Origin of the sequence: Psychrobacter sp. AOP7-B1-24, assembly GCF_052376215.1 — a bacterium.
In the GTDB taxonomy this organism is placed as follows: Bacteria; Pseudomonadota; Gammaproteobacteria; order Pseudomonadales; family Moraxellaceae; genus Psychrobacter.
In genome coordinates, this window is record NZ_JBQSVL010000022.1 from 1 (window position 1) to 22,788 (window position 22,788).

Annotated in this window: 17 protein-coding genes; 4 read left to right on the top strand and 13 right to left on the bottom strand. The window is 43.0% G+C overall.

Annotation, left to right across the window (positions count from 1 at the left end):
* Positions 1 to 261 precede the first annotated feature (261 nt).
* Positions 262 to 738 carry a ribosomal protein S18-alanine N-acetyltransferase gene (gene rimI, locus ACT3QP_RS06605; protein ID WP_444524923.1) on the top strand — a complete coding sequence of 159 codons (477 nt, stop codon included), beginning with the start codon at positions 262 to 264 and terminating at the stop codon, positions 736 to 738.
* Positions 739 to 805: 67 nt separating this feature from the next.
* Here the strand turns inward: rimI and ACT3QP_RS06610 are convergent, their stop codons facing one another.
* The 3 genes from ACT3QP_RS06610 to trxB are packed head-to-tail and all read right to left on the bottom strand — an operon-like array spanning position 806 to position 3,066.
* On the bottom strand, positions 806 to 1,195 hold the full coding sequence (locus ACT3QP_RS06610) for a MerR family transcriptional regulator (RefSeq protein ID WP_444524924.1): 390 nt from the start codon (positions 1,193 to 1,195) through the stop codon (positions 806 to 808).
* Between the two features lie 50 nt (positions 1,196 to 1,245).
* Positions 1,246 to 2,043: a leucyl/phenylalanyl-tRNA--protein transferase gene (gene aat, locus ACT3QP_RS06615; protein WP_444524925.1), complete on the bottom strand. Its 798-nt coding sequence runs from the start codon at positions 2,041 to 2,043 to the stop codon at positions 1,246 to 1,248.
* Positions 2,044 to 3,066, bottom strand: a complete 1,023-nt coding sequence (trxB, locus tag ACT3QP_RS06620; RefSeq protein ID WP_444524926.1) for a thioredoxin-disulfide reductase — start codon at positions 3,064 to 3,066, stop codon at positions 2,044 to 2,046.
* 739 nt (positions 3,067 to 3,805) lie between these two features.
* Here trxB and ACT3QP_RS06625 point away from each other — a divergent pair.
* Positions 3,806 to 7,123 (top strand): DNA translocase FtsK 4TM domain-containing protein, encoded by a 3,318-nt coding sequence (locus tag ACT3QP_RS06625; RefSeq protein WP_444524927.1) that lies wholly within the window; start codon positions 3,806 to 3,808, stop codon positions 7,121 to 7,123.
* Positions 7,124 to 7,585: 462 nt separating this feature from the next.
* Here the strand turns inward: ACT3QP_RS06625 and ACT3QP_RS06630 are convergent, their stop codons facing one another.
* The 8 genes from ACT3QP_RS06630 to dapC form a co-directional block, all read right to left on the bottom strand.
* Positions 7,586 to 8,464 carry a DODA-type extradiol aromatic ring-opening family dioxygenase gene (locus tag ACT3QP_RS06630; protein WP_444524928.1) on the bottom strand — a complete coding sequence of 293 codons (879 nt, stop codon included), beginning with the start codon at positions 8,462 to 8,464 and terminating at the stop codon, positions 7,586 to 7,588.
* Between the two features lie 114 nt (positions 8,465 to 8,578).
* On the bottom strand, positions 8,579 to 9,067 hold the full coding sequence (gene rlmH, locus ACT3QP_RS06635) for a 23S rRNA (pseudouridine(1915)-N(3))-methyltransferase RlmH (RefSeq protein ID WP_444524929.1): 489 nt from the start codon (positions 9,065 to 9,067) through the stop codon (positions 8,579 to 8,581).
* Between the two features lie 204 nt (positions 9,068 to 9,271).
* Complete coding sequence (locus tag ACT3QP_RS06640) at positions 9,272 to 9,805, bottom strand: DUF421 domain-containing protein (RefSeq protein WP_444524930.1); 534 nt, start codon at positions 9,803 to 9,805, stop codon at positions 9,272 to 9,274.
* A gap of 104 nt (positions 9,806 to 9,909) precedes the next feature.
* Entirely contained in the window at positions 9,910 to 10,392 is a 483-nt protein-coding gene (locus tag ACT3QP_RS06645; RefSeq protein ID WP_444524931.1) for an ABZJ_00895 family protein, read from the bottom strand.
* Positions 10,393 to 10,591: 199 nt separating this feature from the next.
* The gene (locus ACT3QP_RS06650; protein WP_444524932.1) at positions 10,592 to 12,616 is read right to left on the bottom strand and encodes a D-alanyl-D-alanine carboxypeptidase/D-alanyl-D-alanine-endopeptidase; all 2,025 of its coding nucleotides are present in this window, start codon (positions 12,614 to 12,616) and stop codon (positions 10,592 to 10,594) included.
* Between the two features lie 108 nt (positions 12,617 to 12,724).
* On the bottom strand, positions 12,725 to 13,330 hold the full coding sequence (locus ACT3QP_RS06655) for a 3'-5' exonuclease (RefSeq protein ID WP_444524933.1): 606 nt from the start codon (positions 13,328 to 13,330) through the stop codon (positions 12,725 to 12,727).
* 17 nt (positions 13,331 to 13,347) lie between these two features.
* On the bottom strand, positions 13,348 to 15,318 hold the full coding sequence (locus ACT3QP_RS06660) for a DUF294 nucleotidyltransferase-like domain-containing protein (protein WP_444524934.1): 1,971 nt from the start codon (positions 15,316 to 15,318) through the stop codon (positions 13,348 to 13,350).
* A gap of 296 nt (positions 15,319 to 15,614) precedes the next feature.
* Positions 15,615 to 16,847 carry a succinyldiaminopimelate transaminase gene (dapC, locus tag ACT3QP_RS06665; RefSeq protein ID WP_444524935.1) on the bottom strand — a complete coding sequence of 411 codons (1,233 nt, stop codon included), beginning with the start codon at positions 16,845 to 16,847 and terminating at the stop codon, positions 15,615 to 15,617.
* Between the two features lie 157 nt (positions 16,848 to 17,004).
* On the opposite strand from dapC, the gene ACT3QP_RS06670 reads away from it, so the two are divergent.
* Complete coding sequence (locus ACT3QP_RS06670; RefSeq protein ID WP_444524936.1) at positions 17,005 to 17,676, top strand: hypothetical protein; 672 nt, start codon at positions 17,005 to 17,007, stop codon at positions 17,674 to 17,676.
* A 139-nt stretch (positions 17,677 to 17,815) separates the two neighbouring features.
* Here ACT3QP_RS06670 and glnD read toward each other — a convergent pair whose 3' ends face one another.
* Complete coding sequence (glnD, locus tag ACT3QP_RS06675; protein ID WP_444524937.1) at positions 17,816 to 20,563, bottom strand: [protein-PII] uridylyltransferase; 2,748 nt, start codon at positions 20,561 to 20,563, stop codon at positions 17,816 to 17,818.
* A gap of 163 nt (positions 20,564 to 20,726) precedes the next feature.
* On the bottom strand, positions 20,727 to 21,518 hold the full coding sequence (gene map / locus ACT3QP_RS06680) for a type I methionyl aminopeptidase (protein WP_444524946.1): 792 nt from the start codon (positions 21,516 to 21,518) through the stop codon (positions 20,727 to 20,729).
* A 689-nt stretch (positions 21,519 to 22,207) separates the two neighbouring features.
* On the opposite strand from map, the gene ACT3QP_RS06685 reads away from it, so the two are divergent.
* The gene (locus ACT3QP_RS06685) at positions 22,208 to 22,693 is read left to right on the top strand and encodes an META domain-containing protein (RefSeq protein ID WP_444524938.1); all 486 of its coding nucleotides are present in this window, start codon (positions 22,208 to 22,210) and stop codon (positions 22,691 to 22,693) included.
* Positions 22,694 to 22,788: the final 95 nt, after the last annotated feature.

Consider the following 22,788-nt stretch of genomic DNA (forward strand, 5'->3'; position numbering starts at 1 on the left):
CGCTATTCGTGAAGGCGGCCGTACTGTAGGTGCTGGTGTTGTTGCTAACGTACTTGACTAATGATTGATCCCATCAGTGTATGCTGATGTCGGTTAAGCCGTTAGTGAAAAGCCATCCTCTTAGAGGGTGGCTTTTTTTATTGATATAATTAATCAATTATCAAAGAGTGCTACTATCAAAGAGTGACAGTATTAATCTTGCTAGAAGATTCTCATAGAGTAAATCAACGATAATACAATTTTTACAGAAAAAGAGAGCTGATGTTTACTACAAAAATATTGGGATCTGAGTCGGATGATCACGCAGAAGTTATTAAAGCAGTTGCAATGATTGAAGCTATTGTACAATTGCAAGAGCCATGGAATGAACAGACTTTGAATGATTTACTGACACAAGATAGTATCAGTTTGATGGTCGTAAGTGCTATAGGTAGTGATGAAACGGTTGGTTATTGTTTGTACCAAGTAATATTTGAGCAAGCAGAAATTCTACGTATTGCTACTCATCCAAATAACCAACGGCAAGGTATTGCCTCGCAAATTTTTGCCAACTTAAATACAGTGTTAATGAATGATCAGGTAGAGAGCTTATTGTTAGAAGTACGAGCAGATAATATGCCCGCGATAGCTTTATATGAACAACAAGGGTTTGCTGTGATTCATAAGCGTAAAGGATATTATCAGCAATCGTATCAACCAGCAGTTGATGCTTTAATCATGCAGCATGTTTATCGTTAGTGGCATGTGATTTTAGGTGGTTTTATTGCTTTTAGAAGGTTTGTTCCTCCGTTTCGGTAGGATAGCTTTAGTCGCTGTTTGCCAGCATAGATTGAAGCTCTTTGATATGTCCGGTCAATAGCTCAATCATGATGCTAGTATTTTCTTGTTGTTTTTGGACTTGCTCCAGTTTGTTTTGATGAAAATTTAACTGCTCATCGAGTCCCATTTTTCCAGTATAGAAATCATTGAAGCCATCTTTAATTTCATTGAGAGTGAAACCTACCGTTTGTGCGCTTTTGATTAGTTTAATACGTTCTACACATTCTGGATGAAATTCGGTATAAAATCGAGATCCTGCTTGACGCTTACGCGATTTTAGCAAACCCAACTGATCATAATGGCGAACGGTATCCTTAGTAGTATTGGCTTTTTTTGCGAGTGCACCAATTAACAGGAATGATTTATCAGATGCCATAGTAGTCTCATAGGTCTATAGGTAAGAGTTTATTAATAGCCATGATGCTCTCATCGTAACTTGAGCTGCCAAGGTTCTGTATTCTCTAGTAACGATACTGCCAATGGTTTATGCGAATCATTTTGCCATCTGACTGAATGACCAGCTATTAAACTGTCTAACTGAATTAAAAAATCAGTGCGCGGTAAGGTGACAGCACCTAAGCTCATCAGATGCTCGTTCGGTAATTGACAGTCGACAAGCCCTACATGGCTTTGCTCACATAAGCGCATTAAGCCCCAAAATGCCAGCTTTGAGGCATTGGACGTATTATGAAACATAGACTCACCAAAATACAGGTTACCTATCTTTAAACCATAAAGTCCACCAATTAGCTGTCCTTTATCATCCCAAACTTCGATACTGTGTGCAAACCCTTTAGCATGCAACTCAGTATAGGCTTGAATCATGTCATCATGAATCCAAGTATGTTCGCCTTCAGGCAGTCCGTCATTACGGGGCAAACTACAGGCATGTATTACGTCATCAAATGCTTGATTGAGTGTCAGTTGCCAACGTGCGCGACTGGCCTGTTTGCGTAGTGATTTACTCGGTGTATAGTCGGCGGGCACAATCACACATCGTGGCTCAGGGCACCACCAAGCGATAGGCTCATCTTCATTAAACCAAGGAAACAACCCCTGTGCATAAGCAGAAATCAACGTTTCTGGTGCCAAATCCCCACCTATAGCGATGATTCCTATTCCTTCAGGGTCGATAGAAATAGGGTCAGGAAAGTCATAACGCCCAAGACTTTTTAATGTCTCAGGCGTGATATCTTTGTTATTTAGTTGAGAGAAATTAACCATTTAGGCTTCTTTATCAGCAGTTGATGTTGATGCATAAGTATGATCATGTGCGATGGTCTCTCCTAATGCATCCAAGTATTTTTCAGCATCAAGCGCAGCCATACAGCCGGTACCAGCAGAAGTAATAGCTTGACGGTAGACATGATCAGCGACGTCACCTGCGGCAAACACACCCTCAATACTGGTTTGAGTGGCGTTACCTGCAAGGCCACTTTGGACGACCAAATAGCCATCTTTCATGTCTAGCTGACCTTTGAATAAGTCTGTATTGGGCTTATGGCCAATCGCCACGAACATACCAAATACGTCTAACTGTTTAGTGCTACCATCTTCAGTAGATTCAATAATGACACCATTGACGCCTGAATCATCACCAACGACCTCTTTGACGTGGTGGTTCCATTCAATCTTAACATTGCCATGTTTGGCTTTTTCAAACAGTTTGTCTTGTAGGATTTTTTCTGAGCGCAAGCTGTCACGGCGATGCACTAGTGTCACCTCTGCTGCAATGTTAGACAAATACAAGGCTTCTTCAACAGCAGTATTACCACCACCAATGACAGCGACTTTTTGATTTTTATAAAAGAAACCATCACAAGTGGCACAAGCGGAAACACCCAAACCTTTAAACTTGGTTTCTGACTCTAGTCCTAAATACTGAGCCGATGCACCAGTCGAGATAATCAAGGCATCACAAGTATAGCTGCCGTTATTACCAGTCAGTTCAAAAGGGCGTACATTTAAATTCACCGTATTGATATGATCATAAACCAATTCTGTACCAAAGCGTTCAGCATGTGCTTTCATGCGCTCCATAAGGGCAGGGCCTGTCAAATCATGGGCATCGCCTGGCCAGTTATCAACTTCAGTCGTGGTTGTCAGTTGTCCACCAACTTCCATGCCAGTGACCATGACTGGTTTTAGGTTGGCGCGCGCAGCATAAACGGCAGCAGCATAACCAGCAGGACCTGAGCCTAAAATAATGAGTTTTTCGTGGCGTGTAGCGGTGTTGTCAGTTGTCATGAGTTGTTCCTTGCTAAATATAAGAGTTAAAAATGTGAAGAATCAATATAATCAGAATATTCTAAAGTTCGTCATTAGGATATGTTCTTATTTTAAAAATGGTGATAAAAATGAGATAAATTGTTGTTAAAAAAGAAAAATAGCACCGATAATATCGGGATATTGACTAGCTATTTGACGATGTTTAGGCAAATTCAGCCGTTTTTAGTCCATTGGGGTGACTATCGATTAAATTGAAGACATGCCCTAATACCGTTTTTATCATTGTTGTGCGATAGTAACATAAGGGTAGTGGTCGAAAAGTGCAAGTTTGCTAAAACAAAGATGGGTATCATTAGAATCAAAGCACGTTTGCCTTGAAATATTATAGCGATGAAACATGACTATTTTATAGCGTTTCTACAAATTTATAGCGTTTCTGCAAAATTTATAGCAATTATTCTGTTAGCTGTATGTCTAAAATATGGTTTTTTGTTTAAATTCGATATTGACTGACTTTCTTGGACTCTTTCTTGATAAGACTGTCGCCACTACGGCTATGTATTTGTTATTATAAGAAGTTATGCCAAGCGTGGTATGAGTCAAAAACAGTTGCTAACGATAGCTTTTATTTATGGCTTTTAAGACGATCAATATCTTTGCAATACTTCGCTAACCATTTTATATCAGCACTTTATGTCAGCATGATTAGGATTAGTCATGTATTGACGACCATCTTTAATAACAAGGCAGATCTTACGTGATATCAGCACCGCTTATTGAGTATTTAAAAAAAGGAATATTTACCCTTATTGGGTTAATACTGGCCGTTTATCTGTTTGTCATTTTAATGACCTATACAGGTAATGACCCTAGCTGGTCACATATCAGTAGTGATATGACCACGATTAATAATGTGGGTGGCGCATCGGGTGCTTGGTTGTCTGATTTGCTCTATAGTTTTTTTGGTTTTGGTGCATGGTGGCTGTTAGCATTTTTGATTTATGAGTCCGTCCTTATCTGGTGGGACAATAAGCCAACATTTTGGTTGATGCGTTTGATTGCTTATGTCTTCTTGTTATTAAGTGCCAGTGCCTTGTTTGCGCAATTGGTTGCCTTGGTTCAGCAAGTAACAGATGCAACAGTGACAAGGCTTGAGGGTGTGGCTGGTGGTATTATTGGACTTGAGCTACAGTCGCGATTGGCTCAGCTTTTATCGCAGTGGGGGAGTGTGATCTTCTTGACTGCTTTCGTTATTATTACCGCTACCTTTGCCTTTAATATTCACTGGCTTACGATTTATCAAAAGGTTACAACGTTGTCATGGCTTGGTTCAGGAGTAAAACAAAAAGATATCACATCTGATACTCGATCAACATCTCAAGCAGATATGATCTCTGAGAAAAATAATGAAGGCAGAGAGAAAGAGAAGACCAATAAAGAAACGGCGGAATACGAGCAGTTGCCACTTGAGTTACAGTCTGCGGATAGCGCTCAAACATTGGATAATAAAGGTCGGTTTGGTAATGTTTTATCAGACTTCTTAGCGACATCAGGGCTTGCGGATAGCGTGAAAGCCTCTGTGGTAGCGGCAACACAAACAGCGATGTCTAGCGCTTCTAGTAATGACAATAGCGAACATTTTCAGACGGCAGAATCGATACCTAGCAGCACTGTAGATAATACAGCTCACCATGCGAATGTATCGTCGATGTCAAATGCAGCAGCGACTTCGGTTCGTAAAGTTGAACCTAGCTTTGCTTGGAATGATGCCAATACCGTGGATGACTTGTTGGCCAGTGAGCAAATGACTTATCACGCTGATATTGTGAATGATTCGGCTTCTACTATATCGGTACCTAATAATAGTAACACTGAGTCGCTAAATATGGCAGATTCAGTCTCTACAACGATGTCAACCACAGAAATATCTGACGCTCAACCAACGATTAGTTCAGAGACAAAACCGATTCAGTCGCCAATTGAGGCGTCAGAATCAACAACAGAGAGTATTGATACATTGGCAGATGCTTGGCTAGCAGAGCATGCAGGGGCTGTAACACCTATCGTTGATAAATCTATGACAGCGCTGCAATCAGATAATATGGCTAAACAGCCAGTACGAGAGGCATCTGTAGAATCTGAGCGAGACTTGTCCAGTGAGACTCCGATTAATAACGCTACTGCAGCTACCAGTATAACACCGCCATCTTTTGATAAATTATCTAATGATCAAGTGGAAGTATCTAGTAACGTTATAGCGTCGACTGTGATTGAAAAGCCTATCACTGAACCAGTACGAGCAGTCAGCGAGCCGGTGTCTGCTGCGGTCGATATGACGCCAACCAACACGCCGCCTGCCAATCCAACCCTGCCACCAGCCGCCGCGCCTGAAGCCACTGTTGCACCAGCCGCGCCTAAAGCCAGCTTTGGTTTTGCAGTGCCCGAGGGCGATTCCGGCAATCACATTACCGACATGATGCCAGACAATGACACCACTGCCGATAATGATACCGCGCCTGTGATGCCGCACATTAGCGACGATGCCGCGTTTAGTACCAAATCACGCTCAATGCAAACCGCCGCTTATCGCAGCAGTTTAACGCCGATTCCTGAAATGTCGATTTTAGACAACCCAGACCCAAACCGTCAGCCAAGTTACACCGAAGAAGAGCTGATTCAGCTGTCAGAATTACTGGAGATTAAGCTGCAAGAGTTTAATGTGAAAGCGGCGGTGGTTAATGCGATTCCGGGGCCAGTCGTTACTCGTTTTGAGGTCGAACTTGCAGCAGGCGTTAAAGCCAGTAAAGTGACCGGTATCTCTCGTGATTTAGCACGCTCGCTATCGATGGCATCTTTACGTGTGGTTGAGGTGATACCAGGCAAACCTTATATTGGTATTGAGGTGCCAAACAAACAGCGCGAAATGGTGCGTCTTATCGAGCTGCTCAACACCGAAAAATTTAAAGACCCCAAAGCGCAAATCAGCATGGCCATGGGTAAAGACATTGGTGGCAATCCTATCATTACCGACCTTGCGCGTGCACCGCACATGTTAGTAGCAGGTACGACAGGGTCTGGTAAGTCAGTATTGGTCAACTCAATGCTGTTATCGATGTTACTCAAATATGAGCCTAGTGAGCTGCGACTTATCTTGATCGACCCTAAGCAGCTAGAACTTGCCAACTATAATGATATTCCGCACTTACTAACGCCTGTTGTAACAGATATGACAGAGGCAGCGAGTGCACTATCCTGGTGTGTCGCAGAGATGGAGCGCCGTTATCAATTAATGAGCTTGCTCAAGGTTCGTAAGCTGGATGAGTTTAATAAAAAAGTACGGGCTGCTGAACAATCAGGTAATCCAATGCTTGATCCATTATGGCGTCCAAATGACAGCGTTAGCATCAGCCAAGCACCGAAGCTTAAAACGTTACCGATGATTGTGATTGTCGCGGATGAGTTTGCCGATATGATTATGCAGGTTGGTAAACAAGCAGAAGAACTAATCACGCGCTTGGCACAGAAATCTCGGGCAGCAGGTATTCACTTAATGCTAGCGACCCAGCGTCCATCAGTGGATGTTATTACTGGTTTGATTAAGGCCAATATTCCAGTACGTGCCGCACTGCGTGTGAACTCAAAAGTCGACTCACGGACGATTTTGGACAGTGGTGGTGCAGAAGATATGCTGGGCAATGGTGATATGCTATTTCTAGGCCCAGGCCAAATTGAACCAGATCGGGTACATGGCGCCTATGTCAGCGATGAAGAAGTCAACCGTGTATGCGATGCATGGCGTGAACGTGGCGCTCCTGACTATATTGATAATATGGCGGGTAATTTTGAATTATCGAGTCCTGGTGGTGGCAGTTCTGCTAGTACATCGGGTGAAGATGATGACCTTTATAATGATGCCGTGGCATTTATTATGGAAACTCGTAAAGTATCGGCTTCTAGTATTCAGCGCAAATTTAGCATCGGCTATAACCGTGCAGCGCGCATCGTCGACTCTATGGAAGAAGCAGGGCTGGTCAGTTCAATGGGCAAAAGTGGTAAACGTGAGCTGCTAATGTAGTGATGGATATACTTTATATGGTCAATAAAAAGTAAAACCAATACGACTGTATTATCATGCTACTGGTACAAACTTTACTTGCGTACTGTATTTACAAATGCTGCGAAAAACTCAACCCAGTAGCACGGTAGCGATTTTCAAATACTTTGACTATAGCGCTGTATATATAGTCGGTTCAATTTAAAAATAGTACAAGGCAGGCGAGTGTCGATGTGTACGTGATACTTCAAGCGAAACGCTGAAATACTTTGATAGTGGAGTGATTATAATACAGAGTTCAAGCTGAATATTAGTGGATATAGCAACCACTCAATACCTGTATAGCGCACTGAACATGATTTGAATGAATATCATACCAATAAAAAAACAGACAACATCTATCACCGTTACTTTAGTTGTCACTAGAAAACCCAGTTTTTTGAACCAATTAATTGCGATAAACGATCTGTAGCACACCTATACTCAATCAAAGCGATAAATATCCATCCCCAAACTGTGATGCGCCATGCCCTCATGAATAACAGACACTCGCTGACCTGCCCCTAAAGCAAAAAATAACGGCAATAGATGTTCATCACTTGGGTGAACGTTATGATAATTGGGATACTGCTGCCAGTCTAACGCTGTTGGAATATCGGTTTTAAGCTGTTGTAATAGCCACTGCTTAAAGTCTTTTGCGGCCTCGTCAATCGTGTCAGATTGCCACTGCATGGCTCGTAAATTATGGGTAATACTGCCTGAGCCAATCACCAATATTTGCTCGTCACGTAAGCACGCCAGTTGCGCCCCTAACTGGTAGCAAGCCACGCTGTCGTAATGCTGCGGCAGCGATATTTGTACAATCGGCACGTCTGCCTCTGGGTACAAGTGTTTAAGCGGCGCCCATACCCCGTGGTCGCAGGCACGTAACGGGTTGACACTACAAGTAATACCACGTGCCGTGAGCTGTTGTGCCAATGATTCTGCAAACACTGGATGACCAGCAGCTGGGTATTGTATTTCGTACAGTTCAGGCGAAAAACCTGAAAAATCATGCCATGTTTTTGGTTGTGGGTTGCTATTGGTTTCAAGCTTAGATGATTGCCAATGTGCCGACATAATAACGATGGCGCGAGGTTTGGGTAAATTGTGCCCAATACGTGCCAGCGCACTGGTGGTGGCTGATTGCTCAAGCGCCAATGTGGGCGCACCATGCGATATGAATAAGGCAGGTAAGCGCGCGGCATTTTTGAGTGCAGTAGGCACATCACCCCACGCAGCCTCAGCATTGATGGGGGTTGTGGCATCAGTCAAGCTTGGCTGATGGCTTGCTTTAAGCGTGGGGATGTTTGAATAAGTCATGTAGCGTTTATTAGGGCGGGTAATGGTTTTTCAATCCAGTTTTTAATCAATTTAAAGGCAGCATGGCATTTTTACATCAGCATGCCCACCTCAAAACCATGAATCAAACACGCCCTAATTACCACGGTGATAAGGGTGATTATTATTAATACTCATTGCTCGGTATAGCTGTTCCATAAGCACAACACGTACTAATGGATGCGGTAAGGTGAGTGCCGATAACGATAGCTTAACGTCTGCCTTTGCCAATACTTCTGGTGATACACCATCAGCGCCGCCGATCACTAATGCAATATCATCTCCTTGCTGCATGGCATCGGCAAGTTTGTCTGCCAAGCCTTCGGTCGATATCGCTTTACCTTTAACATCTAACACCCATAACTGCTCGCGGGTGGCAGCGGCATTGGCGGCCAGTATGGCCTGACCTTCTTGCTCACGGTATTGTGCCAAGTTGGCATCGGACGGGTTTTTGGCACGCTTGGCTGCGCTTAGCTCAATGATTTCGGTGCTGAGCATGGGTTGAATGCGTTTATAGTATTCATTAAAACCGGTTTGTACCCAGCTTGGCATTTTATTACCAACGGTTAATAATCTTACTTTCATGAGGGCTGTCCTATAAAGTTTATAACAGGCTTGCTGTTGCTAATTGATGACACGACCTAACCGCGCTATTTTTTGTTTGACTGCCATTTATCTCATTTTTATTGCCGTTTTTAAAATGAGAATACGCACTAGGGTCTGTTTGATATTCAAATGTGGTGCTGGCAGTGACTATTTTTAGACAATATGCAGTGAAATTTTTGATGCTTAGTCATTCATGAGTGGCAACAAGGTTTCAGACACCGTGCCATCTTTTACGCTGTTTTGGGTATTAGGAATGATAGTGAGTTTGGCATCAGATTCAAATACAATCGCTTCAACATCAGCAAAGCTATTTATGCCATCTGCCCGCATGGCAGATTCAAGTTCTTGCCGCGTTAAGCGTTCATCACGCATGGCATCATATAAAAATTGGCCTTGGTAAAAAACAATACGAGGCTCGGATAGTATGACATCGCTAAAGGGCGGCGAGATAGAAGCGTACTTGGTGACCAAAAATTGTAAAACATACAGCGTAATAATAGAGGCTGCGCCTTCTACAAAAGGGATGTCTTTTAGTAAAATAGTGCTGGCACCCAGTGAGCCAATCATCACCGTCACAATCCAATCAAAATTGTTTAGCTGAGAGGTTGAGCGCTTGCCCGATATTTTTGTGGTAATCACAATGAGCATATAAACCATGACAGCGGTTAAAACGATGCGCCCAAGCTTGTCGATATTATCAAAAAAGATGATGTCCATCGTGTTGACTCCTCATTGTTTTGAAAACTGGGTTTTTCATGCCGGATTTCAATGCTAGTTTTTCATGCCAAATTGTGCCAAACCGTTTAATGGCATCGCTGTATTTATTTGGGCGCTAATAAGCGATTAAACCCCCATAACCCTAACCGCGCGCTAATCAAGGTCAGCACTATCATCATAAGCAGGGCGCCAAGTAACGGCAAGGGCTGCTGTGTGGCCATGTCTGTTAATACTTCGCGGCTAATTGGCGTAAACAAGAAAAACCATAACCCTGCCATATACAGTACGTTTAACAACCACATGGCGGCCACGTTGCCAACGGTTATGCGGTTCATCTCACTAATGGTGAGTGTGCGCTGTTTATATTTGATGAATTTGTGTGCCGCAATATAAGCGCCAACCAGCACCGACACCGTCATCACAACGTGTGGGCTGAGCGTTAGTTTGATTTGTATAGCCATAAAAATAGCGTTGGCTAAAATGTAACCAATCACAAAAAACCCCACATACAATGGCAGCTTGAATGCTGACGGCGTGCGTGCCTGCGGTTTATTTTTTTTACGTAAGCTGGCGGTAGCGTGTGGCATAAAATGGCCTATATCAATGTAAAACAACAAGGGGTTGGTAAGTTATTATCGTGCGGGCGTGTCATCGTTGCTAGCCATTTTAAGACTGCTGTTTAAGACCACTGAATGTATCCATGTGATTGTTGACGACACGCCTTAGCATGAGTAGATATGCCCTATCATATGGGCACGATTATACAGCCACTATGTTGCACTATTTTTAGTGCTGTGCTGTCCAATCTAACATGGCATCTAATACGGTTCTGGCCGCGTATATATTGAGCGCCTGATCGGTGTTAATCAGCCCGACCACGGTATAATCTTGCCCCGATTGCCCTTTAACATAACCGGCCATTGAGGTCACGTTGTTTAAGGTGCCGGTTTTAATCCACGCCCGCCCAATAGCAGCCGAGTCAGGTAACCGCTCGCCATGGGTGGCAATGGTGCCATTAACGCCTGCCACCCCTAAAGAGTCTACATACACCCCAAAGCTTGGGCTGTCGTATGCATAGCTTAGCAGCTCGCTTAAATTGGCGGCACTGATGGTACACGTACGGCACAGGCCAGAACCGTTGGTGAGGTGTGGTGGCGGCGTTTTTAAATGCGTCTGCCACCACTCATTAATGGTTTGTAGCGTTGCAGGGTAATTGGTGTGATGCGGGCTGCCAAAGTTATATAGGCTGGTGGCGCCTTGTATGGTAACAGGTGTGCCTACATTAGTAGCAGTTGCTTGGCTAGCAGCGGTTACCTGACTGGTAGCGTTGGCCGCCACTGAGGTTGCGTGATACGCTCCAATAGACAATGCCACTTGTTCGGCCATGACATTGTTTGAAAAATGGTTAATGTCATAAATTTGCTGTGCCAATGTGAGCGACGGGTAGCTGACAATAGGCAGTGGCGATAATGGTAGCGCGGCTAGGCTACCTGCTTTATGAGTATTAATTAAAGTGCTGTAAGGGCGTTCTTGGCTGATGACTTGACCACTTAGCGTGTTGCCTAGCGCGTGCCATTTGTCTGCCAGTACGCGAGCGGCAAAATCTTTGGCATCAGGATAGGCAATATAAAAAACATGCTCGCCGCAGCTACTTGGCAGCTCAGAATTTATCTGCAGCCGATTGGTTTGCCACTGCGGGTTTAAGCTGTAATTGGCAGATGCACACGCCCCTGTACGAGTATCGACCACACTTGGCAGCTGATAATTGGCCAATTGCGGCGTATAGGTTAATTGCGCTTGCCCATTGTTTAACGGCTGGCTTTTAATACCGATACTGCTAAAGTTAACCAAAAAGCCATCTGGGCTGGCGTTATAAGGGCGTAGCGGCGCATTATCAAACGCGGCGGGGTCTTTAGCCACTTGCTCAAAAATTGCCGTATCTACAATAATATTGCCATCAATATGTTTAATGCCTGCTTGTTTTACATGGTAAAGCAGCTGATGTAGCCGCTCGTGCGTCATTTTTGGGTCGCCGCTGCCCTGAATCACCAAATCGCCGTATAAGCGGTCGCCTACAATAATACCGGTATGGTACACCCGAGTGAGCCAAACAAAATCAGCGCCTAAGGTGTCTAGCGCAATAAAGCTTGGCACCAGTTTCATGGTGCTGGCAGGTGTGCGCGCCGTGTTTGGCTGGTGGCTAATTAATGGCGAAAACGAGATATGAGTCGAGCCCGTATTGGTGTTTTTGCCGTTTGCATCGCGACTCTCATGCGGGTTGATAGCCGCTTTGGGTTGGTCGTCAAGTACATCGGGAATGCTTTCTACGCTTTGGTAGGTATAAGCATCATCGGTATAGGCATGTATTTTTTTCTCATGTTGCTCAATGGTTCGCCGTTCAATGGTCACTAAGGCGCTTTGTTGGGTAATGCTATTGCTATTGTTTTTATTACTGTTTTGATGATTGTCTTTTTGAGCGTTTGGCTGGCTGTCATCAGTATGGTTTTGTGCACTATTTGCCACAGCTTGTTGGCTGCTATCAATCACTTGAATGGGCGTAGGTAAGTGGCTGTCATTTTTATCACCCACCGGGGTGATGACCATGCTGATATCCGCTTCTGTTAAATTGGCGCGCGCTAAGGCTGCCTGAATCGCCTCTGGCAGTGCTGCTTGCGCATATAGTGGCGTTACTGTTAAGGCCAGCACCGCCAATGACTTACTAGCTTGACTGAACGGTCGTAGATGATGAAGTATTGGTGAAATTTTAGTAGCAATGGCAGAGTAACGAGAGCGTTCAGAAATAGGTCGCATGAGCATCTTTTAGTAAGTGGTAAAAGCCGACTATACTAACATGAGTTAAGGCTTTCTCGTAGATGCAGAGGCATGTTAACAGTTTGATTTTTTCGTCAAACAGCGTGCTTAGCGTACGTGCAAAAACGCCATTGCGGTCATAATGGCATCGTTGTAAGCATCATGAGCACCCAGTTCAGGAATATTGTAATGGGCTAAGATATTGGTTAGATGCTGATGTTGGCTAGAAAGACCTTGAGTATGACCACTCATACGGCGACTGTATAAATGACGTACATCTATGATTTTATTTGGTAGTGTCGAGCCCATATACTTTTTAACCAATGGGTTTAAAAAAGCGGTGTCAATTTGCGGGCAAAAACCCACTACAGGGCGGTTGTTTATAAATGGTAGCAATAGCGCTAACATCTCCTCATAGCTCATACCATGTTCAACATCAGCGGTACGTAAACCGTGAATTATAATCGTATCGCGGTCTGGCATCACAGGTGGTCTGCAGACTAAATGCAGACCATTACTTGTGTCGATCGTATTACCATTGATATGAATAGCCGCAACCGATAATAAATGGTGTTTTTTAGGATTAAGTCCTGTCATCTCGCAGTCAATAGCGACCCACTGCTCAGCCATAGGTTGGCTAAACATCGATGCCAGTTCTGGACGTTGTAGTTGAGTCTTTTGCCAAGTGCAAGACAACTGCTGTAGCCAACTCATAGTGGTTGTTCATCCATTTATGAAATCTCTAATTGATAGTGCTGGCGTAGTTGAGCTTTAAAGCTTTTTACCACAGCTAGACACTCTTTTAGCAAGTCACGCTCAAGCGCAGTTAACGTCATTGGATTTACTTGCCGAGCATACTTATCGTCAGTAGAGAGCGCAACGGATAAGCGCTGCGCCATAAAAAACTCTAATGCTTCTAATAAAGTGTCGGCACGCTCTTGTGTCAAGGCTTGAGTTTGTACCAAGGCTTTGAGTCGGTTTTTGGTGCTGGGTGCTTCTAAAATGTTATTTTCTAATGCCAAGGTTCGGATACCATGAACCAGCGGAAAGATACCGGCTTTTTTTAGATCAATATCTTGCGAGTTTGACTTGCTACCCAGTAGTGGGACAAACTTTTGCCACCATTGGTTTACGTCACCAAACTGCAGTGCGGCGCGTGCGAACTGACGTACAAACATAGGGTCTGACTGTCGGTGGGCTACTTTTAAATGTTGGCGTATTTGCATCAGGAGCGACTCATCACCGCAGACGTATTCAGCATCGAAGATGGCAGATAAATAAATGCCATGCATCGGATCAGTATTTCTAAACCAGAGACCAATTTGAGCTTTAAAGCTGCTAATAGGTTGCCGCCACATAGGGTTGGTCATCATGATATTACCATCACATAGAGGATAGCCAAGGTTTGCTAAATGATGATTAAAAGAATCGGCAAACTGTGCTAAATCAGGATGTGTGTATCCGTCACGTATGATGAGCGCATTGTCTTGGTCAGTACGCATGATTTGCTCACCACGACCTTCTGAGCCCATGACGATGAGGCAGGTATTGTTCATGACCTCATCTGGTACGATAAGTTGCCAAAGCTTGGTAAATACTTGTGCATTGAGCGTTTGTACCATGCGACTGATATTGCCGATTTTGACGCCATTTTGATGCTGTGCACGAATATAACGACCGATAAGTTCGACTGCGGTATCTAGACTAGTCACATCTTTTGCTTGTTCAATTTGAATACTGATGAGCTGTGAATGATGGCTGATATGAGCGAGCATGTCGCTTTGTCCAAGGATACCTATAACTTTACCTTGATAATCTAGTACAGGCAGTCTATGGATACGATAGCGAGTCATGGTCAGTAGCGCATCGCCAATCTCATCATCAGACTGGATGGTGCGCAGGTTAAAATTGGCATAATCTTGACATGGCGTAGTGGCAGGGTTTTGCTGTTCGCTCACGGCGCGGCAAATATCGGTATCGGTTAAAATACCTAGTAGATGACCTATACCGTATGATGTCTCTTGTACATCTTCTTTTATCGTTTGTACATGATTTGAAGGTCTGACCAGTACGTGCTTTATTCCTATTTGAGTCATAACGCTAGCAGCGTCATACAGGCTATTATTGGCATCAACGATATGTACTGGAAGTAAACGGACATCAATCACTGGTTGCAGCATGATCTGCTGCACTTCTTGTTGATTGGTATAGATGGTTGGATGAGCTCCTGTGTTATGACGACGCTGGTGTAGTGCTTTGAGCCGCTCAGGAAGCTTGTCTGATAGCATTTGGCGAACTAGATGGTTTTGAGCGCTGATTTTGTCAACTGTGCTACCAGCTACTTGGAGAAGCAAGGTATCTTCGGCTGCTCGAAATTGATAAGTTCTAGCTGTATCTGCAAGCCCTGTCGCCTCTTTGGTGAGAGTGTTATCAGTCAGTGACTCAGGCTGGCGACGGCTATCGAACCAATCATTGTTATTAAGGTGATCAGAATGATTGCTACCTAAATAAGAGACGACAAACTCACCGTCGAGTAATTGCTCAACATGTCCTTTAATGACTACATAAAGGTACTGTAAGTCTTCTGCAAGCAAACTTTCATCTTTAGCAAGATAGCGTATTTGCGTGTTTTTTCTGATGCTTTGGCGTTCAGCCAAACTGAGTACATCGAAGGGCGGCTGGGTAAAATCAAGATGGGGCATGGCATCATCCTTGATGACCTAGGTAAAAGATAATTTACTATAGCACTATAATCAGTCCCAAATAAAAGAGATACAACCACGCGATACGGATTACATTTTACTCGTTTGCTGTGCCTACGCAGACAGAGGCGGCGCAAAATGTAATCCGTATCTCTGTATTTATTTTATAGTAGATCGACTATATTATAGAAAAAAACCTCTGATAACCATATTTATATTGTGGCTATTAGAGGTTTCTATGATTCTTGAAAATTAAGGCATGTAAAGCGACTGTTTGACGCAACTATTTATAGACGCTATGCACCAAGCAATTTTTGAATACGGCTTATCGCTTCACGGCTTTCATCGACACTAGCGACCAGAGCAACACGTACATATCCGTACCCAGGATTTTTACCATTTATTTCACGTGAGAGGTAGCGCCCTGCTAATGCATGAATATTTGCCTGCTCGTATAGCGCTTTGACAAACAGCTCATCATCACCATTGAACTGCTCAGGCGCTTTTATCCAAAAATAAAATCCTGCATCAGGCATCCGTAACTCTAATAGCTCACCAAGCTCAGACATCCATAAGGCAAACTTTTCTTGATAGAGTGAGCGATTATTTGCCACATGTTTTTCATCTTGCCAAGCAGCGATAGAAGCCAGCTGATGCGGTATCGGCATCGCACAGCCCTGATAGGTACGATATTGTAAATAAGCCTGCAAAATATTGGCATCACCGGCTACAAAACCCGAGCGTAAACCTGGTAGGTTTGAGCGTTTAGATAAAGAATGAAAAACGATGCAGTTTTTAAATTTATGACGACCCAGTGTCGCGCAAGCCTGTAATAAGCCAATAGGTGCGCTATCAAAATACAGCTCGCTATAACATTCATCGCTGGCAATGATAAAGTCGTATTGATCTGACAGACGAATCAGATACTCCCAATCATCCATTGTCATGACAGAGCCAGTTGGATTGTTAGGACTACAAACGAATAATAGCTGAGTACGCTCCCACACTTCTTTGGGTACTGCTCGGTAATCTCCTTTAAAGTCATTATCTACTGTGCAGGGTATAAAGTAGGGTGCTGCTTGTGCCAGTATCGCTGCGCCTTCGTAGATTTGATAAAACGGATTGGGCATCACAACCACAGGAGGCTTGCCTGATACAGACAACGAATGGTTTGCTGTGTCGATGACTTTATGATCGACAACTGCTTGTACCAAGCTAAAAATAGCCTCACGCGTACCCATTACCGGTAATACTTCGCTATTGGCATCGACATGATTTAAGAAAAACCGCTTTTCTAGCCAATGAGCGATGGTCTGACGCAGTTCAAACATACCGTTGGTGGTTGGATAACGACTTATTTTGTCCAAATTTTCTTGTAGTACGTCCAGTACAAATGCTGGTGGCTCATGTTTTGGTTCGCCAATGCCTAGTTTGATTTCACTGTAGCTATCGGCTGGCGTGCTATTGGCAAGTAACGCTGCCATTTTTGCGAAAGGGTAAGGATGCAGATACGTTAAGTTGTGATTCATAAGTAGGGTAACTATAATAGACAATTAATAATAAAGTTATAAAGAAAAATTACATTCAAGCAGTGTAGCACTTCTCTTGTTTTTTGTCTTTTTCTTAATAGCAGTACAATAAGCCGCTGTCAGCCTTGATGATAGTTTATGGTAAGGATAATTTGATATGCCTAGTGTTACACAACCCGATAGTCCAAACGCTAAAGATATCAATGATAAAAATTCTGACGATAACTTATCGCGAGATAAACTATATGAGCTATTAAAACAGCGTGAACAATGTTGGTGGCAAGCGCGTCAGCAGCTCATTAGCCGTAAAGAGAGAAAACTGTTTTGGTACGGTGAAAATAGCTTGATGATGTGGTTTTTATGGCAGTTGGTCAGCTATGTCATCGTGGCGATGTTATTGATGCTGCTCAGTAAGTTGTTGGGCATGATGCTGCCTGTATGGCAGTACATTGCCTTGTTTGCTGTGCAGACAGTGATTTTTATTGTCATGTTGTCACTAAAAGGTCGCATGGCTAATATTTTGCAACGCAAGATTGATAAAGATGAGTTGCAACGTGAAGAAGCGCTGAATGAGATGATTATCTTGGCAGAAGACAGTCTTTATCCAGACGTACATGCCAATTCACCTATTTCCTTAAGACAGCTGTATGAGTATTTTGATCAAAGTTTTCATTTGGCCAGTTTACATTGTTTGTTACAAAGAGAGGTCGATACTGGGCGTATAATTCTGACGCAAAAACAGACTGAAGCAGAGGTTCTACCGCCAGACCTCGCTGATGATGAACTTAATGAACATGCTAGTGAGATTATATACAAAAGTACTTTATAGGAATTAACTTTGCTCTGAGGTGCGCCTTAGATGTTAAAAAGATTAGATATTAAAAAAATTAGACAGAAAAAGCATGACACTGATTGTTTTATCAATGTCATGCTTTTTTATTATGTTTTTATTAACTCTTGAGTGATATTTAATAAAGAGGGCAGTCTTTTTGCACACTTAGGCTGGCAAGCAGTGCTGCTTTCAGAGATTCAAGTCTGTCAGTAGATAGCGGCTTATCGTTATGATCACTGATATAAAACATATCTTCTGCACGCTCGCCTAAGGTGGTAATACGGGCAGCATGTACCTCAATTTTCTCTTCCAAAAATACTTGTCCAACTCGTGCCAATAGTCCAGGCTGATCCAGCGTTTCCAAGCTCATGACGTGTTGATCTGAGGCTTCATTGAATTCAAAATTGATAACCGTGGTTACCTCAAAGTTTCGAAGCTGACGTGGAATCCGCTTGTTTGTGATTTTTAGTACTGTTGGATCTTTAAAGGCACTAATCAAACGTTGTTTGAGGTCCTTTTGGCTGTCTTCGTCAATTAATAGTGTACCGTTAGGATCTAGTAGCACATAAGAGTCCAATGCAAAATCACGGGTAGCAGTGATGATTCGTGCGTCTAAGACGTCCAGATTCATCTGATCGAACACTGCCATGGTAACCGCAAATAAGTTTTCTTGATCTTGGGTGTAAACAAATACCTGAACGGCATCAAGTGCCAGCTCTCTATGCTCACGTAGCACGACTAGCGGTGGACTATCTGTATTGGATGCAAGTCCAATGGGGGGGTGATTCAAGATAGCCTCGGTATGCCATAAAATATCCTCAGCGATCTCACGCAAGAAATACTCATCACCCAAATCATCCCATAACCTCAGGACTTCATCGCGATTCATATGCTGATTGTTCACATTATCTAGCATGGTTAAGGCTTGTTTACGTGTGGCACTGATCATATCTTGGCGGTTGGTGGGTGCATCAATATCAGCACGCAAAATACGACGAGTCTGTGAGTATAGTTGTTTCATTAGAGTGGCGCGCCAACTGTTCCATAATTGTGGATTGGTGGCATTCATGTCAGCGACGGTTAGCACGTATAGATGATTGAGATGGGTAACATTGCCTACCAGATCCGAGAATATGGTCACAATCTCTGGGTCTGAGATGTCTTTTTTCTGAGCGGTCATCGACATTAATAAATGGTAACGTGTCAGCCAACCAACCAAGTTAGCATCCGCCAAACTCATGCCATGAGTCAAGCAAAACTCAATGGATTCGGTTTGACCGAGCTCACTATGATTGCCACCACGTCCTTTAGCAATGTCATGGAACATTGCTGCCAGTACCAAGATTTCTTTTCGTTCGATACGTTGAAAGATAGAGCTGACCAGCGGGAAGTCTTCATAAAACCGTGGGTCAGTGAAACGATGTAGGATACGAATCAAAAACAAGGTATGTGCATCAACGGTATAACGATGAAATAAGTCATACTGCATCAGCCCCGTCACTTGTGAAAATGCAGGAATATAGTTACCTAAAACGCCGTAACGATTCATCGTACGAAGGCGATGAAAAAGATAGTTTTGTTCTTTTAGATTGGCTAAAAACAGTGCCTGGTGAGCGGGGTTGTCACGGTAAACTTGATCGATACCACGTGCAGCAATTTTTAGCGCGCGTAGGGTATGGGTGCGGACGTTTTTAATATTGTGCTGACCCATCAATAAAAACATCTCTAAAATAGCGTCAGGGTGCTGAGCAAAGACGCGATGATGCGCCATGGATATTTGATCACCGATTTGGTTAAAGCGTGCATTGATAGGATGTTTTTTTGGACGCTCATCATCGGTCAGTCTTGGTTCTATAATCGTTTCGTAATAATGATTGGTTAGCATCTCGGACAGCGTTGATATCTGCATGGCGCAGCGATAATAATCGCGCATAAAGCGTTCTACCGCGGCATTAGGTTCATCATCTGGCTGAGTCTCATAGCCCATCAGTTGGGCAATCTCACGCTGATAATCAAACAGTAACTTGTTTTCGTTACGACCGGTCAATACGTGCAAATAGTGACGTATTTGCCAGAGGTAACCTTCTGCAAAATTTAGCTCGTCAAACTCTTTTTCCGTCAAAAAATTTTGCTGCACCAAGTCATATAATTTGCCAACTCGAAAGTAGCGTTTGGTTACCCAACCGATGATATGAATATCGCGTAAACCACCAGGCGCCGTCTTGATATTTGGCTCAAGATTGTACTCTGTGGCATTGTGCTGTAAGTGGCGTGCCTTAGCCTCTTCAATTTTCACTTCAAAAAACTGACGGGGCGACCACTGCTCATTGACAATTTTTACTGGAACATCTTGCAAGTCTTCATTGCCAATCAACAGTCGAGCTTCTAACTGAGCACTGGCAATGGTGTGATCGAGTGCCGCTTCTAAGGCATCTTCAACCGTACGCACAGAAAGTGCAGGATCCAATCCTATGTCCCATAGCAACGCTACCAAGCGATCAATCTTTCCACTAGTATCAGTGTCAATTTCATCAGGAGATAGTAGTAAAATATCGATGTCTGAATACAGAGACAACTCGCCACGCCCATACCCACCAGTAGCAAAAAAAGCCAAGTCAGTTTTATCTAACTCAAAAAATTTAAATAAAGCAATCAGTAACTCATCGATGGCACAGGAACGAACCTCAACCAATTGACGAATATTGACACCACGCTCAAGTGCTCGATTGATGTCTTCATTAATTTGAGTCAACCATTTAGGTATCTCCAGTAGCCATTTTTCGGCCGCGTCGTTATCCATTAATACTGATGTATCTGTTGCTGCATCATCAGGTAGCAAAGGTAGGGACGTTAGGTCAATAGAAGTGATATCACAATTAAACATAAGTGTTATCCAGTTAAGAGTTTAAAGGCAGCTGTTTGAGCTTAAGGTTGTTTTATTATTTGAAGGACATGGTTATTAGAATTATAAAAATCAGTAAGCATAATACTTAATTCATCTTGATTATAGTCTAAAAAAAAGACCGCCTAAGCGATCTTTTATTATATTACTGAGTTAAAAAGCTTAAATCTTCTTCAGGGCGGGCAGTAAATACTTCACAGCCATTATCTGTGACGACCATCGTGTGCTCCCATTGAGCAGATAGCTTACGGTCTTTGGTAATGGCCGTCCATTCATCTGGCAAGATTTTGGTTTGCCATTTGCCTTCATTAATCATAGGCTCAATGGTGAATGTCATGCCCGTCTTTAACTCAAAGCCAGTGCCTTTTTTGCCATAGTGCATAACTTGTGGCTCGTGATGGAATTCATTACTGATGCCATGTCCACAGAACTCACGCACAATACTGAAACGCTCAGGCTCGACCACTTCTTGAATGGCAGCACCAACATCGCCCAAACGCGCACCGTCTTTGACGACACTCATACCTGCATAGAGGGCATCTTGTGCCACTTTACAGATACGTTTGGCCATAATAGAGCCATTGCCAACGATCCACATTTTTGAGGTGTCGCCATAATAACCATCTTTAATCACGGTCACATCAATATTAATAATATCGCCATCTTTTAGCAGTTTTTTCTCACTTGGGATACCATGACAAACCACGTGGTTGACCGAGGTGCAGATTGATTTTGGGAAACCATTATAGTTGAGTGGAGCAGGGATGGCACCTTGTACATTGACAATATAGTCATGAGCAATTTGGTTTAACGCTTCGGTGCTAACGCCTACTTTTACGTGCTCGTCCAACATAACCAACAAATCACTGGCAAGTTTACCGGCGACACGCATTTTTTCTATGGCTTCTGGAGATTGGATAAGGGATTTTTTAGTCATCATAATCGTACTTATAGTTATGGAATGAATAGGGTGGATTATAGCATAAATGCATCCATTACTGCTTTGGAAGATTGGTTGGCAAGTCTAACCGCTTATCTGCCTGCTTTTAAAAAGTGTTAGCAGCTCGCGCTATATCTGGCAAGCTAGGTTAGCAAAAAGCTTTCAAGCAGTACTAGGGTCTGTTGAACATTCAAATATTAGGACTGCTGATCGCTAAAATCGCATCAAACTAGGCGTAAACCGACGATAATGTCGAGACCTTGGCTAGGTTTATAACAACGTTTGGGGTGGTTTTAGCATCAGCCTTTCAGGGCAGGGCTATTTTTTGCCAATACATGGTGAAATTATCTAACCTAGAACGACTAGGTATCAAAAATTTCACTGCGTATTGTCTAAAAAATAGCTACTGCCAGTACCACATTTGAATGTTCAACAGACCCTAATGATTGTTGCAATCATATACTCAATCTATAATGACAATCAGGTATTCGTTATGCATAATGGTCTACATTATTTTGGTCAATGAATAAAGCAATAAGTCCATTATAATAAAGCGTGTTGAACATGCAGCAATAGTCGTTGTCAGTGCTATGGTTGAATATCAAACACGCGCTAACGATAACGTTCATTGAGCGTACGTAATATTGTTTTTTAATCTGTTGAATAAAATCACTATAGGAGTTTATATGAAGAACATAACTAGCATGATGATGGCGGCAACACTGGCGATAGGCACACTGGCTGCTGGTTGCCAGACCACAAGTATTACCGCGCCAGTCACTCAACCAGTCACATCAGACCTCCTGCAAGCCAATAATTGGCAACTGGTCGATGCTAAGAATACTAATGGTGAACGTATAAATTCTTTGTTTATTGATGAGAGTAAACCACTTACTTTAAAATTTATGACCATCGAAGGTAACAATCGAGTTGCGTTTATAAATACTTGTAACAGCATGGGTGCAGGCTATAGTGTGACAGATGGTGAGGTAATCCTCAGTCAAGGTATGAGCACAATGATGGCATGTCCTGAGCCTCAGGCTAGTTTTGATGCGGCAGCTTTAGCGACTGTAGATGGCAAGTACAGTATTAATAACAATGTCAATAATACGCCTATTCTGACTATTAAGAACGACAGCCAAGTTGCGCACTTTAAAGCCGTTTCTGAATAAATCTACCTATAAATGACTCAGTCATTACAGGTAGTTTGGGTACAACGAGTATTATCTAAAATTATTGTTTAACACGATATATCTGTTTAAAAAAG

Coding starts and splice junctions, on each gene's coding strand:
- ACT3QP_RS06655 (WP_444524933.1), bottom strand. CDS start 13,330: ATGAGTTGGCTACAGCAGTTGTCTTGCACTTGGCAAAAGACTCAACTA.
- ACT3QP_RS06630 (WP_444524928.1), bottom strand. CDS start 8,464: ATGACTTATTCAAACATCCCCACGCTTAAAGCAAGCCATCAGCCAAGC.
- glnD (WP_444524937.1), bottom strand. CDS start 20,563: ATGTTTAATTGTGATATCACTTCTATTGACCTAACGTCCCTACCTTTG.
- ACT3QP_RS06660 (WP_444524934.1), bottom strand. CDS start 15,318: ATGCCCCATCTTGATTTTACCCAGCCGCCCTTCGATGTACTCAGTTTG.
- rimI (WP_444524923.1), top strand. CDS start 262: ATGTTTACTACAAAAATATTGGGATCTGAGTCGGATGATCACGCAGAA.
- ACT3QP_RS06650 (WP_444524932.1), bottom strand. CDS start 12,616: ATGCGACCTATTTCTGAACGCTCTCGTTACTCTGCCATTGCTACTAAA.
- ACT3QP_RS06610 (WP_444524924.1), bottom strand. CDS start 1,195: ATGGCATCTGATAAATCATTCCTGTTAATTGGTGCACTCGCAAAAAAA.
- ACT3QP_RS06640 (WP_444524930.1), bottom strand. CDS start 9,805: ATGGACATCATCTTTTTTGATAATATCGACAAGCTTGGGCGCATCGTT.
- ACT3QP_RS06685 (WP_444524938.1), top strand. CDS start 22,208: ATGAAGAACATAACTAGCATGATGATGGCGGCAACACTGGCGATAGGC.
- map (WP_444524946.1), bottom strand. CDS start 21,518: ATGACTAAAAAATCCCTTATCCAATCTCCAGAAGCCATAGAAAAAATG.
- ACT3QP_RS06670 (WP_444524936.1), top strand. CDS start 17,005: ATGCCTAGTGTTACACAACCCGATAGTCCAAACGCTAAAGATATCAAT.
- ACT3QP_RS06645 (WP_444524931.1), bottom strand. CDS start 10,392: ATGCCACACGCTACCGCCAGCTTACGTAAAAAAAATAAACCGCAGGCA.
- aat (WP_444524925.1), bottom strand. CDS start 2,043: ATGGTTAATTTCTCTCAACTAAATAACAAAGATATCACGCCTGAGACA.
- dapC (WP_444524935.1), bottom strand. CDS start 16,847: ATGAATCACAACTTAACGTATCTGCATCCTTACCCTTTCGCAAAAATG.
- trxB (WP_444524926.1), bottom strand. CDS start 3,066: ATGACAACTGACAACACCGCTACACGCCACGAAAAACTCATTATTTTA.
- rlmH (WP_444524929.1), bottom strand. CDS start 9,067: ATGAAAGTAAGATTATTAACCGTTGGTAATAAAATGCCAAGCTGGGTA.